Annotated in this window: 13 protein-coding genes; 10 read left to right on the top strand and 3 right to left on the bottom strand. The window is 64.8% G+C overall.

What is annotated here, in order from left to right; genetic code table 11:
• Positions 1 to 16 precede the first annotated feature (16 nt).
• The 5 genes from DK391_RS21590 to rfaE2 all read left to right on the top strand — a co-directional run bounded on the left by DK391_RS21590 (position 17) and on the right by rfaE2 (position 5102).
• Positions 17 to 1207, top strand: a complete 1191-nt coding sequence (locus DK391_RS21590) for an ABC transporter substrate-binding protein (RefSeq protein WP_109480020.1) — start codon at positions 17 to 19, stop codon at positions 1205 to 1207.
• A gap of 88 nt (positions 1208 to 1295) precedes the next feature.
• Entirely contained in the window at positions 1296 to 2147 is an 852-nt protein-coding gene (locus DK391_RS21585; protein WP_109480048.1) for an enoyl-CoA hydratase/isomerase family protein, read from the top strand.
• 161 nt (positions 2148 to 2308) lie between these two features.
• Positions 2309 to 3055, top strand: a complete 747-nt coding sequence (locus DK391_RS21580; RefSeq protein ID WP_109480019.1) for a PhaM family polyhydroxyalkanoate granule multifunctional regulatory protein — start codon at positions 2309 to 2311, stop codon at positions 3053 to 3055.
• 547 nt (positions 3056 to 3602) lie between these two features.
• Positions 3603 to 4475, top strand: a complete 873-nt coding sequence (locus DK391_RS21575; protein WP_109480018.1) for a ferritin — start codon at positions 3603 to 3605, stop codon at positions 4473 to 4475.
• Between the two features lie 144 nt (positions 4476 to 4619).
• Positions 4620 to 5102, top strand: a complete 483-nt coding sequence (rfaE2, locus tag DK391_RS21570; protein WP_109480017.1) for a D-glycero-beta-D-manno-heptose 1-phosphate adenylyltransferase — start codon at positions 4620 to 4622, stop codon at positions 5100 to 5102.
• Between the two features lie 46 nt (positions 5103 to 5148).
• On the opposite strand, the gene DK391_RS21565 is transcribed toward rfaE2, so the two are convergent.
• The 3 genes from DK391_RS21565 to DK391_RS21555 are packed head-to-tail and all read right to left on the bottom strand — an operon-like array spanning position 5149 to position 7209.
• On the bottom strand, positions 5149 to 5388 hold the full coding sequence (locus DK391_RS21565; protein ID WP_109480016.1) for a hypothetical protein: 240 nt from the start codon (positions 5386 to 5388) through the stop codon (positions 5149 to 5151).
• Positions 5389 to 5428: 40 nt separating this feature from the next.
• Complete coding sequence (locus DK391_RS21560) at positions 5429 to 6307, bottom strand: type III pantothenate kinase (RefSeq protein ID WP_109480015.1); 879 nt, start codon at positions 6305 to 6307, stop codon at positions 5429 to 5431.
• On the bottom strand, positions 6304 to 7209 hold the full coding sequence (locus DK391_RS21555; protein WP_109480014.1) for a biotin--[acetyl-CoA-carboxylase] ligase: 906 nt from the start codon (positions 7207 to 7209) through the stop codon (positions 6304 to 6306). Before DK391_RS21555 ends, DK391_RS21560 begins: the two co-directional genes overlap by 4 nt.
• A gap of 189 nt (positions 7210 to 7398) precedes the next feature.
• Here DK391_RS21555 and DK391_RS21550 point away from each other — a divergent pair, with 189 nt between their 5' ends.
• The 5 genes from DK391_RS21550 to DK391_RS21530 all read left to right on the top strand — a co-directional run bounded on the left by DK391_RS21550 (position 7399) and on the right by DK391_RS21530 (position 12346).
• Entirely contained in the window at positions 7399 to 8538 is a 1140-nt protein-coding gene (locus tag DK391_RS21550; RefSeq protein WP_109480013.1) for an ABC transporter permease, read from the top strand.
• Positions 8535 to 9425 carry an ATP-binding cassette domain-containing protein gene (locus tag DK391_RS21545; RefSeq protein ID WP_109480012.1) on the top strand — a complete coding sequence of 297 codons (891 nt, stop codon included), beginning with the start codon at positions 8535 to 8537 and terminating at the stop codon, positions 9423 to 9425. Before DK391_RS21550 ends, DK391_RS21545 begins: the two co-directional genes overlap by 4 nt.
• A 121-nt stretch (positions 9426 to 9546) precedes the next feature.
• The gene (locus DK391_RS21540) at positions 9547 to 10509 is read left to right on the top strand and encodes an MlaD family protein (RefSeq protein ID WP_109480011.1); all 963 of its coding nucleotides are present in this window, start codon (positions 9547 to 9549) and stop codon (positions 10507 to 10509) included.
• Positions 10510 to 10528: 19 nt separating this feature from the next.
• Positions 10529 to 11155 carry an ABC-type transport auxiliary lipoprotein family protein gene (locus tag DK391_RS21535; protein ID WP_109480010.1) on the top strand — a complete coding sequence of 209 codons (627 nt, stop codon included), beginning with the start codon at positions 10529 to 10531 and terminating at the stop codon, positions 11153 to 11155.
• Between the two features lie 30 nt (positions 11156 to 11185).
• On the top strand, positions 11186 to 12346 hold the full coding sequence (locus tag DK391_RS21530) for a VanZ family protein (protein ID WP_109480009.1): 1161 nt from the start codon (positions 11186 to 11188) through the stop codon (positions 12344 to 12346).
• Positions 12347 to 12423: the final 77 nt, after the last annotated feature.

Here is a 12423-nt window from a genome sequence, read left to right as displayed (position 1 = left end):
CCACATGGAGACAAGCATGCCGCGATACGGGTCGTTTGCGTTTTCAACCTTGCGTGCAAGCGTGACAAAGCCGCGCACGCTCGCCGCCGCACTTTCACTTTTTCCCGGTTTCGCACTCGCTCAGGTGAAGATCGGCCTCGTGTTGTCGCTAACAGGACCGGCTGCGTCGCTCGGCATTCCGGCGCGCGATACGGCGACGCTCTTTCCGAAGGAAATCGCCGGACAGACAGTCGAATACATCGTGCTCGACGATGCATCCGACACGACGCAAGCCGTGCAGGACACGAAAAAGCTGATCTCCGAGAATCACGTCGATGCCATCATCGGCTCGTCGATCACGCCGAACTCGCTGGCAATGATCGATGTGATTGCCGAAGGTGAAACGCCGGGCATTTCGCTGGCCTCATCGGCGAAGATCATCGAGCCTGTCGATGCGAAGCGCCACTGGATGTTCAAGACGCCGCAAACCGACGCGATGATGGCCTCCGCGATCACCGAGCACGCGAGCCAGCACGGCGTGAAGACGATCGCGTATATCGGCCAGGCGGACGCGCTCGGCGAAACCTTCTATGCGGAAGTCGCGAAGTTCGCGCAGATTCACCATATCAACGTGGTCGCCAATGAGCGCTTCAATCGCACCGATCCGAGCGTGACGGGGCAGATCCTGAAGATCATGGCGGCGAATCCCGATGCCGTCGTCGTGGGCGCAGCGGGCACGCCTGCCGCGCTGCCGCCGAAGACGCTGATCGGACGCGGCTACAAGGGCAAGATCTATCACAATCACGGCGTCGGCAATAACGATTTCCTGCGCGTGTGCGGCGCCGATTGCAACGGCACGTTTCTGCCGGCAAGTCCCGTTCTGGTCGCGTCACAACTGCCGTCGGACTATGCTTCGAAGCGTCTCGCGCTCGATTACATCGCGCGCTTCGAGAAGCTGCGCGGGCCGGGCAGCGTGTCGGCGTTCGGCTCGTATGCGTGGGATGCGAGCATGCTGCTGAACAGCGCCATTCCCATTGCGCTGAAATCGGCGGCGCCCGGCACCGTCGAGTTCCGCCGTGCGCTTCGTGATGCGCTCGAAGCAACCCGAGGACTCGCCGACACGAACGGCGTCGTCAACATGAGCGCCACCGATCACCTCGGCCTCGATCAGCGCGCGCGCGTGATGGTGGAGATCGACAAGGGCAAGTGGGTGTATCAGCCGCATTAGTGAAGTGGTTTGCGTGGCGCAGCGTCGGCTGCGTTCCACGTTCGAGCTGCGATTTGACGCCGACGCCTCGCGTTTACGGATGCCTGCCATGTCTCACGAATCGGAATCGCAAACGGTCGAACCCGCGTTTTACGCGCACTACAGATCGCTGCGCGTGCGGCGCCATGCGCACGGCATCCTCGAAATCGTGATGAGCGGCGAAGGCACGAACCGCAGCGCGCTCGCTACTGCCGACGCCAGCATGCATCGCGAACTCGCCGACATCTGGCGCGACGTCGACCGCGATCCGGAAACGCGCGTCGTGGTGATTCGCGGTGAGGGCAAGGGCTTTTCGGCGGGCGGCGATCTCGGTCTCGTCGAAGAGATGGCGAACGATTTCGATGTGCGCACGCGCGTGTGGCGCGAGGCACGCGATCTCGTCTACAACGTGATCAACTGCAGCAAGCCGATCGTTTCCGCGATGCATGGACCGGCGGTCGGCGCGGGGCTGGTTGCCGGGCTGCTGGCGGATATTTCGATTGCGACGAAGTCGGCGCGCATTATCGACGGGCATACGCGTCTTGGCGTCGCCGCGGGCGATCATGCCGCGATCGTGTGGCCGTTGCTGTGCGGCATGGCGAAGGCGAAGTACTACCTGCTGCTGTGCGAGCCGGTGAGCGGCGAAGAGGCGGAGCGCATCGGTCTCGTCTCGCTCGCCGTCGACGATAACGATCTGCTGCCGAAGACTTTCGAAGTGGCGCGCAAGCTTGCGAACGGTTCGCAGACAGCGATCCGCTGGACCAAGTACGCGTTGAATAACTGGCTGCGCTCGGCTGGCCCGACCTTCGATACCTCGCTCGCGCTCGAATTCATGGGTTTCGCCGGACCGGATGTGAAAGAAGGCGTGGCCTCGCTGCGCGAGCGGCGTGCACCGGATTTCCCCGGCAAGGAGCCGTTCTGACGCAAGACGCTGTTCTGGCTGGACGTGAAAAATTCACGCGGTATGATCGAGCCGCGAACGTCGAATGTGGCTTTGAACGGCGCCGTGAAAGCTGCATCGAACAACAACAGGCGAACAACAACGCACGCCCCCAGGCCAGAACCGAACACAGGAGCTGAGCAATGACCGACAACACCGGCTCGACGCCACCTTTCCCCGGATTCCCCGGTTTTCCGCCCGCTGAAATGCTCGACCGCATGTGGGGCATGATGCGTCTCACGCCGTCCGGCGCGGCGTTTCCCGGCGCGCCTGCGGGCGCGACGCAAGGCTTCGTGCCGTCGCTGTCTATGATGTCCGACATGATGGCGCCGCTCACGAACGTCGAAGAACTCGACAAGCGCATCACCGATATGCGCGCCGTCGAGCAATGGCTCAAGCTCAATCTGAACATGCTGCAGTCGGCGATCCAGGCGCTCGAAGTGCAGCGCGCGACGCTTGCCACCTTGCGTGCATTCGGCGCCTTCGCCCAGCAGACGATGACGCAGCCCGCGCCCGAAGTGACGCCTCGACAACCCGAGCCGAAGGCGGCCGCCAGCGAGCCGGAAGCCGAGGCGAGCGAATCGGCGACGCCCGCGTTCGACGCATCCGGCTGGTGGAATCTGCTGCAGGCGCAGTTCAACCAGATCGCGCAGTTCGCGATGGCGCAGCCGCCCTCGACGACGGCGACGGGCGCATCGGAAGCCGGTGCGGGTATCGAGCCAAGCGATCTCGAAACCGACGATGCACCCGACGACGCATCCGAAGCCGACACGCAAGGCGCTGCCAGCGCGAAGTCCGGCGATGCGCCGCGCCCGGCCGCGAAACGCGCAACGGGCACAAAGCGCACGAATACTTCATCCACGAAGAAGACCTCGTCGACTTCCGAATGAGCGTAACGGCTTCAAAAACGGCGTGCGTGGCCGCAATGGCCAGCGCGCCGTCGAAGCATGATTGCGCTAGCACATTCCGTTGACACCATGCGGTCAATGCGCGCGTACGTTGTTTTGCGTCAATCTGAAAGCGCGTTTCGACAGGCTGAAAACGAGGCGGGCCGGGCCCGCATGCTATGATTGTGTAAGCTTTTTCTGGCCCGCGGACGCCTGCGAACCTCGCCAGATTCGCCGTTCCAGCCGGTGCCATGCGGCGCTGGCGCGTTCGCTGTGGACCCACCGCCGTCGTTCGGCGGCAAGCTGGCACGACCTCAGGCACAGGTTCTCCCTCACCCACGGTTGGCCGCGCATGCGAGGCACGAAAATCGCGTGCGCATCACGAGCCGCAGTATTTCTTTTGCCAAAGACATGCGTCCTGGCAACCGATTACCGCGTAAAATTGAATGCTGCGCTGACGACGGAGAAAGTTTCCGAAAGTTCCCGTGCGTCGGTCGCAATCAAGCAACAGATAAACAGACGTCGCCTTGCGCAGAACAGGGGTGGGAGCATGAACACCATGCTTTATCCGGAACTTTATAAATCGCTCGAATCCGTTCGATGGGACATGGAGAAGGACATTCCATGGGATAAATTCGACGCCTCGCTGCTCACCGACGAGCAGGCGGCCACCATCAAGATGAACGCGATCACGGAATGGTCGGCCTTGCCCGCCACGGAAATGTTCCTGCGCGACAACCATCACGACAGCGATTTCTCGGCATTCATGAGCGTGTGGTTCTTCGAAGAGCAGAAGCATTCGCTGGTGCTGATGGAATATCTGCGCCGCTTCAAGCCGGAAATGTGCCCGACGGAAGAAGAACTGCACGCCGTGCGCTTCGAATTCGATCCGGCGCCGCCGCTCGAAACGCTGATGCTGCATTTCTGCGGGGAAATCCGCCTGAATCACTGGTATCGCCGTGCGGCAGAATGGCACACCGAGCCGGTCATCAAGGCGATCTACGAAACCATCTCGCGCGACGAAGCGCGTCATGGCGGCGCGTATCTGCGCTACATGAAGAAGGCATTGACCAATTTCGGCGACGGCGCACGCGCTGCATTCGCGAAGATCGGTGTCCTGATGGCATCGGCGCGTCGCACGGAAAAGCCGCTGCACCCGACCAACCTGCACGTGAACCAGTCGCTGTTCCCGCGCGATACGATCCAATCGCGTCTGCCCGATCCGGAATGGCTCGAACGCTGGCTCGACGAACAGATCCGTTTCGACGACGGCTGGGAAAAGAAGGTCGTCGAACGCATTCTGCATAACCTGTCGCTTCTGTTCGAGCGCTCGTTCACGACGGCTCAGGAACTGAACCGCTATCGCAAGGAAGTGGTGACGCGTCTTCAGGCTGACCAGTCCGCGCAACAGCAACCGGCCTGATCGGCCGCTGCGACGTACCGCAATTCAACGGCCCGGCAGGTGAAAACCGCCGGGCCGTTTTGCTTTTATTGACGTGTCGCGGGTGCTGGTTCGATACCATCTGATTCACGCCTCGCTTCTCAAACCCGCTCAACGATTTCTCTCATGGCCGCTACCTTCGAACGCAAGCTCACGACACGCGACGCCCTCGCTCAACTTCGCCCCTCGCTGCAAGGCCCGGTGGTGTTCACGAACGGCGTATTCGACATCCTGCATCGCGGGCATGTCACGTATCTCGCGGACGCGAAGGCGCTGGGCGCGACGCTGATCGTCGGCGTGAACAGCGACGCGTCGGTGCGCATGCTCGGCAAGGGCGACGACCGGCCGATCAACAACGAAGCCGATCGCATGGCGTTGCTGGCGGCGCTGGAAAGCGTCGATTGGGTGGTGTGTTTCGGGGAGCAGACGCCCATCGAACTGATCGAAGCGCTGCATCCCGACGTGCTGGTGAAGGGCGGCGACTACGACATGGACAAGCTGGCGGAATCTGCGCTGGTGCGTGGCTGGGGCGGCAAGGCGCTGGCGATTCCATTCGAGCATGACCGCTCGACTACTGCGCTTCTGAAGAAGGTGCGCGCTCAGGAGTGAGCGTGGGCGATACGGGCGCACAGCCCGTATCGAAGAGACTTCAGCGTTATTGCGATAGCGCGGAAGCCGCGATCGGCGCCACGGGCGCGGGTCCACCGACCACGGCCAGATCGGCTGCGTCCGCGGCCGACATCGGCGTGACGCGCAGTTGCTCAGGGCGAACCTGACGGTTCAGATGATTCGGCTCACGCGTTCCAGCGGCGGGCGACGGGCCGAACAGTCCGCGCATCGTGACGAAGGCGAGGACGTTGGCGAGAAAGAGCAGGGCGAGTAGCCAGCGCAGCATCGTTGAAATTCTCCAGCTTCCTTGTTCAGTGGCTCGGTGTTCAGGCCCGGTGTGCGTCCGCGGTCGGATTGTCCGAAGCTTGCGCGGCGATCAGCGCGAGTCCCGCCAGCACGAGCGAATCGTGACGCGTGTACGGCACGCTCAGCGCCTGCACCAGTTCGCCCGCTGCGCCGCCGCTCACGACGAGCCGCACGGGCGCTTTCCATTCCTCCTGCAGATCGCGCCACATTCTTTCGATCAGCCCGATCTGCGCCAGCGCGCATCCCGACGACAACGAACGCGGCGTATCGGTAGCGAACCATGCGGCGCGTTTGACTGCGCCATTCTGCCTGTCGCTGGCCGGAGAGCCGCCGCTGTCCAGCAGGCCGCGCGCGGCAGACGCATCGAGCGTCGGCAGTTGCGCCGTGTGCTCGCCGAGCGAGCGCATCATCAGCGACCAGCCCGGCGCAATCAATCCGCCGACAAACACGCCGTCAGCCGTCAACGCTTCCAGCGTCGTGGCCGTTCCGAAGGTCGCGATCAGCAGCGGCTCGCCGGGGAACGCGGCGCGCGCGCCGATCATGCCGGCCCAACGGTCGCTGCCGAGTTGCGCGGGTGTCGTGTAGCCATTCGTCACGCCGCATTGCCGTGCTGCCGAGCGGATCGTCGTGCGCGGCAAGTCCGGCCAATACCGGTCGATAAATGCATCGACGCGTCGCGCCGCCGCGTCGCCAGCGACATTCGATAACCATGCTGAACCGGGTTGCGGCAATGTTGACCAATCAGGCTCATGCCTTGACTGCAGAGGATCGCCGGTTCCTTTCACCAGCTGGCCGCCGTGCGCAAACGCACCGGAGTGCGTCTGTGTACCATCTTCGCGAACCAGCGCCCACTTGACGCGGCTATTGCCCGCATCGATCAGCAGATGCGGCGCGCTCATGCGGCGCCGCTGCCTTCATCGGCGAGACGCAGCGAGACGTCTCCCGTGGCGATCGCCTGCTGGCCGGACGGCGTGTCGAGCAGCAACTGACCCAGATCGTCGACGCCCGCCGCCACGCCGCGCGCGATTTCCACGCCCTGTTCGAACAGCACCACGTCGCGTCCCGCGTAAGCGTGACAGCCGTTCCAGCGCTGCCGGAAGGGCGCGAAGCCTTCCGCGCCGAAGCGCTGCAGCGCCGGTTCGAGCGCGTTCAGTTCGGCGGCGAGGGTATCGGTGAGATTCGCGGTCGGCAGCGCGCGCGACAGCGCTGTGGGCGCCGCGCCGCGCGCCTGCGCGGGCACGCCGGCATTGAGCGCGCCGACTTTCGCGGCGAGTTCCTCGGCGCCCTTCACGTAGGTGCCGATGCCGATCACCACAGCGCTGGCGTCCGCCGTGCTCCACGCCGTTTCGATCAGGATGCCCGCCAGCTTGTCGCCTTCGAGCAGCACGTCGTTCGGCCACTTCAGCGCGATCTGACCGGGACCGGCCACGGGCAGCGAGCGCAGCCCATCGACCAGTGCGACGCCGACGGCAAGACTCAGCCCCGCCAATCCTTCGAGCGGCCTCGGCAGCACGCAGGCGACCGAGAACAGCAACGCGTTGCCCGGTTCCGCATACCAGGGCCGGGCGCGCCGGCCGCGCCCCGCCGTCTGCAGATAGGCGACACGCACGATCGGCCGTGCGAGCGCGCCCGCTTCGCGTGGCAGCGCTTTCACGCGGGCCATCAGGTCGGCGATGGTCGAGCCCGGCTCTTCGACGATTTCGATCGGCCAGTCGTGGGCAGCCGGGCCGAACAGCGCGACCGCGCGTTCCCGGTCGATGCGCCAGTCGCCCGAGGGGCTGGGGGAGAGTGGAGTATTCATGAAGCGTATTTTAGCCACTGCGCCCGCGAACGTGACTGATAGATGGCGCGTCGCCCGTTCCAGGCGCCCACGCCCAAGCCAGGTGCGGCAAGGCGTCCGGCCGGACAGCGCACCAGGGGCCAAACCAGGGCCCAATATCGAACCCTTCGATACAATGCCCGTTAATCACATAACCACATCCTGCGATCCTTGAACTACGACACTCCTCCCGGCCTCGAAGTCGCGGCAGGCGGCCAGGGCAAGATCGTGCGCCTGTCCGGCCAATGGACGGCGCTTGCATTGGCGCGTGACCGCGTGCAAGGAAAGGCGCTCCCGCGTCTGCGTGAACTGATCGACAGCCGCGCGCACGTCGCGCAATGGGATCTGTCGCGAGTCGAGCGCATGGACCACGTGGGTGGCCAGGCGTTGTGGCGCGTCTGGGGCTACAAACTGCCCACCGATCTCGTCGCGCTCAACGACACCCAGCGCGACATTTTCGACCGCATCGCACTGCTCGATACCGCGCGCGAAAACCCCGAACCCGTGCATCGCTTCGATCCGTTCACGAAGCTCGGCATGGGCATTTTCGCGCTGTTCGAGCACCTGTATGGCGGCGTCGCGATGTTCGGGCGCGTGATCCTCGATCTGCTGCTGATTGCGCGCAATCCGAAGCTCGCGCCGTGGAAGGAGATTTCCGCGAACGTCTACAGCGCCGGGACGCAGGCGCTGCCTATTACCGCGCTGGTCGCGTTCCTGATCGGCATCGTGCTCAGCTATCTGTCCGCGCAGCAGTTGCGGCTCTTTGGCGCGAACCAGTTCATCGTCAATATTCTGGGCATGTCGGTGTTGCGCGAACTCGGGCCTGTGCTGTCGGCGATTCTCGTCGCGGGCCGCTCCGGTTCGGCCATCACCGCGCAGATCGGCGTGATGCGCGTGACGGAAGAACTCGACGCCATGCGCGTGATGGGCATTCCGCACGGGCTGCGGCTGATCCTGCCGCGCGTGCTGGCGCTCTCTGTTGCGATGCCGCTGCTGGTGATGTGGACCAACATCGTCTCGCTGATCGGCGGCGCGCTCGCCGCCAAGCTCGTGCTGCAGATCGACATGTCGTACTTCGCTCGCGCGCTGCCGACCGTCGTGCCCGTCGCCAATCTGTGGATCGGGCTCGGCAAGGGCATGGTGTTCGGCATGCTGATCGCGATTGTCGGCTGTCACTTCGGCTTTCGCATCAAGGCCAACTCGCAGAGTCTCGGCGAAGGCACGACCACTTCCGTGGTCACGTCGATCACCGTCGTGATTCTCGCCGACGCCGTATTCGCGATTCTCTTTCAGAACGTGGGGCTGTCATGATCGCGCCGCTCACCACCGCCGTAATGGATCAACCGCTGCCCACGATCGCGGAACCCGTGATCGAGGTGCGCGACCTGACCAAACGCTATGGCCGCAACCTCGTCCATCAGCATCTGGATTTCGACGTGCGGCGCGGCGAGATCGTGTCGATCGTGGGCGGCTCGGGCTCGGGCAAGACCACGCTGATGCGCCAGAGTCTCGGGCTGGACCGGCCCACGTCGGGCACCATCAAGGTGTTCGGCGAGGACATGGCCACGCTCGACAAGGACGAAGCGCGGCTCATGCGCGTGCGCTCGGGCATGCTGTTCCAGCAGGGCGCACTGTTTTCGTCGCTGTCGGTGTTCGACAACATCGCGCAGCCGCTGCGCGAACTCGGCAAGGTGCCCGAAGACCTGCTGCGCGACATCGTGATGCTGAAGCTCGAAATGGTCGGGCTGCCGTGCAAGCACGCGTCGAAGATGCCGGCGGCGCTGTCGGGCGGGATGGTCAAGCGCGTGGGCATCGCGCGCGCGATCGCGCTGGAGCCGGAACTGCTGTTTCTCGACGAGCCCACGGCGGGCCTCGATCCGCAGGCCTCCGACGAATTCGTCGAACTGATCAGCGCGCTGCATCGCGCGCTCGGCCTCACGGTGGTGATGGTGACGCACGACCTCGATACGATGGTCGCGCTGTCCACGCGCGTCGCGGTGATCGCGGATCGCAAGGTGATCGTCGCCGCGCCCGTCGAGGAAGTGGCGGGCTTCGATCATCCGTTCATCCACGAATATTTTCTCGGGCTGCGCGGGCGGCTGGCGTTGCAAGGCTTGTCGCCGGAGCGGCGCGCGAAGCTGCCGCCCGCAGCGCTCGAGCCTGCGGCGGAAGCGATTCCACTGCGCACCGCGTTATGAGGGCCGCAGCCGTCACCTGTCTGCGCGGGCGGTGCAGCACCCGTCCGATGGTTGAAAGCGGCATCGCAAACCGCATGGCAAGTCGAGCTGCAAGCCGAGTTGTGAATCAGGGAACCTGACAATGGAAAACAAATCACACGCCTTCTGGGCCGGGCTCTTCACCGTCGTGATGGTGGTCGCAATCGCGGTAGCCGCGTTTCTGTTCAACGTCGACCGGTCGGTCCGCATTCCTTTCGATCTGATTGCACGCACCAATGTCACAGGCCTGTATCCCGATGCTGCGGTACGATATCGCGGCCTCGACGTCGGCAAGGTGCAGTCGATCAAGTTCGACCACTCGCATCCGGGGCAGATTCTGATCCGCATTCTCGTCGACAAAAACGCGCCGATCACGCATTCCACGTTCGGCACGCTCGGCCTGCAGGGCGTGACGGGGCTCGCGTTCATCCAGCTCGACGATACGGGGAAGGATCTCGCGCCGCTCACGTCGTCGGTGAAAGATGTCGCGCAACTGCCGATGCGTCCGGGCCTGTTCGACCAGTTGCAGGCGCGCGGCGACATCCTGCTGCGGCAGATCGAAAAAACGGTACGCGATGTCGACGCGATGCTGTCGCCGGAAATGCGCGATCAGCTGATCGCCACGGCCTCGAGCCTGCAGCACGCTGCCGACGGCGTCACGACGCTCACCGGGCAGCTGGGGCCCACGGTCAGCAAGCTTCCGGACACGATCAACCAGCTGGACCAGACGCTCGCGTCGACCAACCGGATGATCACGAACCTGAACCGCCCGGACGGCCCGTTCGTGGGCACGCTGAACAAGGTCGGCACGGCTGCGCAGCAGGCGGGCGACGCGCTGACGGCGATGAACTCGACGCTGCAGGATATTTCGTCGCGTGTAGGCTACGACACGCTGCCGCGCGTGAATTCGCTGGCGGAAGACGTGCGTTCTGCCGTGCGTGCCGTCGATCGCGCCGCCAATACCTTCGACGAGGCGCCCAACAGCGTGCTGTTCGGCGCGCCGCGTCCCGCGCCCGGTCCAGGCGAGCCGGGCTTCGTGTGGCCTGCGGGCGACGCGGCCAAATGAATTTCAAAGGAATCCAGGTATGTCACATTCGATCAACCGTCTCTTTTTCACACGCGCCGCGCTCGCCGTGATGCTGCTCGCGCTCGGCGCGCTGGCCGGTTGCGCGGGCAATCCGTCCGCGCTGTCGGACATCCGCTACGACTTCGGCCCGGCGCCGTTGCCCGCCAGCACAGGCACGATGCCCGCCATCAAGGTGCTCGACGTCACCGCGCCGACCACGCTCGATTCCGACAAGCTGATCTATCGGATGACGTATTCGGACTCGCAGCAGACGGCCTCGTACGCGAACAGCCACTGGACCATGCCGCCCGCGCAACTGGTCACGCAGCGGCTGCGCAATGCGTTGTCTTCGCGTGGCACGGTATTGACGGGCGGTGACGGCGTGCGCGCGCCCGTGCTGAAAGTGGATCTCGACGAGTTCGAGCAGGATTTCGACGGGCAGTCCGAGAGCCATGGTTCGGTGACGGCGCGCACCACGCTGTTCGTCGACGGCAAGGTGGTCGGGCAGCGCACCTTCATGGCGCGCGCGCCGGCGAGTTCGGCGGATGCCGCAGGCGGCGCACGTGCGCTCGCCGCCGCCACCGACGACCTCGTCGCGCAGATTTCCGCCTGGCTCGGCGTGCAGGCGCTCGTCGCGCAGCAATGACGGGTTGCCGCGCAGCAGTGGGAGCGCTGGATGGCTGACAAGCCGTGGCAGCGGCGGCCTTCGGCGTTTGCGAGGCAGGCGCTGGTGCTGTATGCGGCGCTGATCGTCTATGGGTCGTGGTATCCGTTCTATGGCTGGCGTTCGCTCGGCATCGGCCCGCTCGCCTATCTCTTCGATCCTTTCCCCCAGTATCTGACGGCTTTCGATGTCGTCACCAACGTGCTCGGCTACATGCCGTTCGGCGCGCTCGTCGTGCTGGCCGCTTATCCGCGCTGGCGCGGCGCGATTGCAGTGGCGTTCGCGTTCGGGCTCGGTACGCTGCTGTCGGGCGCGATGGAAGCCGTGCAGACCTATCTGCCGACGCGCGTCGCGTCGAATCTCGATCTTGCTGCCAATGCGCTGGGCGCACTGCTCGGCGCGACGCTGATGTCGCCGCTGACGGGCGCGCTGCTCGATCGCGGCATGCTGCGGCGAATCCGCTTTCTGTGGTTCGAACGGGATAGCACGGCGGTGATCGGTCTCGCCGGCCTGTGGCCGTTCGCGACGATGTATCCCGCGCCGTTGCTGTTCGGCCTCGGCTCCTGGCCGCGCGAACTGTGGCTGCGCTCCGACTCGACCATGCAGGACGCGCTGCTCGCGTGGGTGCCTGCCGCATGGCATGTGCCCGCGTGGCCTGCGCTGGTCACTGCATGGATGCCCTACGACGCATGGGAAGCCGTCATTACCGCGTTGAATCTGCTCGCGGCGGGCGCGCTCGCGTCGCTGCCGATGCGCGAGCGCGCGCCGCGCGTGCGGCTGCTGATTGCGTTCGTCATCGCGACGCTGGTCGTGAAAGCGGGCGCGACGTTTCTGCAATCGCAATCGGGTCTCGCGTTCAACTGGGCGACGCCGGGCGCGCTGGAGGGACTCGCGGGCGGCTTTGTCGCGATGCTGCTCGCGCTGAAGCTGCCGCGCAGTTCGCGCACCGCGCTCGCGATGATCGCGCTGGTGGTGTCGCTGGTGTTCGTCAATCTGCTGCCCGTGAACCCGTATTTCGATGTCGTGCTCGCGGACTGGCGGCAAGGCCGCTATCTGCACTTCAATGGACTGGCGCGCTGGCTCGCGTGGATGTGGCCGTATGCGGCGCTGGTGTGGGTCGCGTTGTCGGCGGAACGCGCGTTGCTGGCAAGGCGTCGCGCGCCGCGCGCGTGATTCGTGCGACAGGCTCATGCGCAACGGGTAGCGCCGAAGCGCCCGCGGCGACCTGCGATGTTCGATCCCCGTCGTTA

The sequence above is a fragment of the Paraburkholderia sp. C35 genome, assembly GCF_003121405.1.
Taxonomy (GTDB): domain Bacteria; phylum Pseudomonadota; class Gammaproteobacteria; order Burkholderiales; family Burkholderiaceae; genus Paraburkholderia.
The sequence above is the reverse complement of the archived record's forward strand: the minus strand, read 5'-3'. Positions and strand labels throughout refer to the sequence as shown.

Coding starts and splice junctions, on each gene's coding strand:
- DK391_RS21590 (WP_109480020.1), top strand. CDS start 17: ATGCCGCGATACGGGTCGTTTGCGTTTTCAACCTTGCGTGCAAGCGTG.
- DK391_RS21585 (WP_109480048.1), top strand. CDS start 1,296: ATGTCTCACGAATCGGAATCGCAAACGGTCGAACCCGCGTTTTACGCG.
- DK391_RS21580 (WP_109480019.1), top strand. CDS start 2,309: ATGACCGACAACACCGGCTCGACGCCACCTTTCCCCGGATTCCCCGGT.
- DK391_RS21575 (WP_109480018.1), top strand. CDS start 3,603: ATGAACACCATGCTTTATCCGGAACTTTATAAATCGCTCGAATCCGTT.
- rfaE2 (WP_109480017.1), top strand. CDS start 4,620: ATGGCCGCTACCTTCGAACGCAAGCTCACGACACGCGACGCCCTCGCT.
- DK391_RS21565 (WP_109480016.1), bottom strand. CDS start 5,388: ATGCTGCGCTGGCTACTCGCCCTGCTCTTTCTCGCCAACGTCCTCGCC.
- DK391_RS21560 (WP_109480015.1), bottom strand. CDS start 6,307: ATGAGCGCGCCGCATCTGCTGATCGATGCGGGCAATAGCCGCGTCAAG.
- DK391_RS21555 (WP_109480014.1), bottom strand. CDS start 7,209: ATGAATACTCCACTCTCCCCCAGCCCCTCGGGCGACTGGCGCATCGAC.
- DK391_RS21545 (WP_109480012.1), top strand. CDS start 8,535: ATGATCGCGCCGCTCACCACCGCCGTAATGGATCAACCGCTGCCCACG.
- DK391_RS21540 (WP_109480011.1), top strand. CDS start 9,547: ATGGAAAACAAATCACACGCCTTCTGGGCCGGGCTCTTCACCGTCGTG.
- DK391_RS21535 (WP_109480010.1), top strand. CDS start 10,529: ATGTCACATTCGATCAACCGTCTCTTTTTCACACGCGCCGCGCTCGCC.
- DK391_RS21530 (WP_109480009.1), top strand. CDS start 11,186: ATGGCTGACAAGCCGTGGCAGCGGCGGCCTTCGGCGTTTGCGAGGCAG.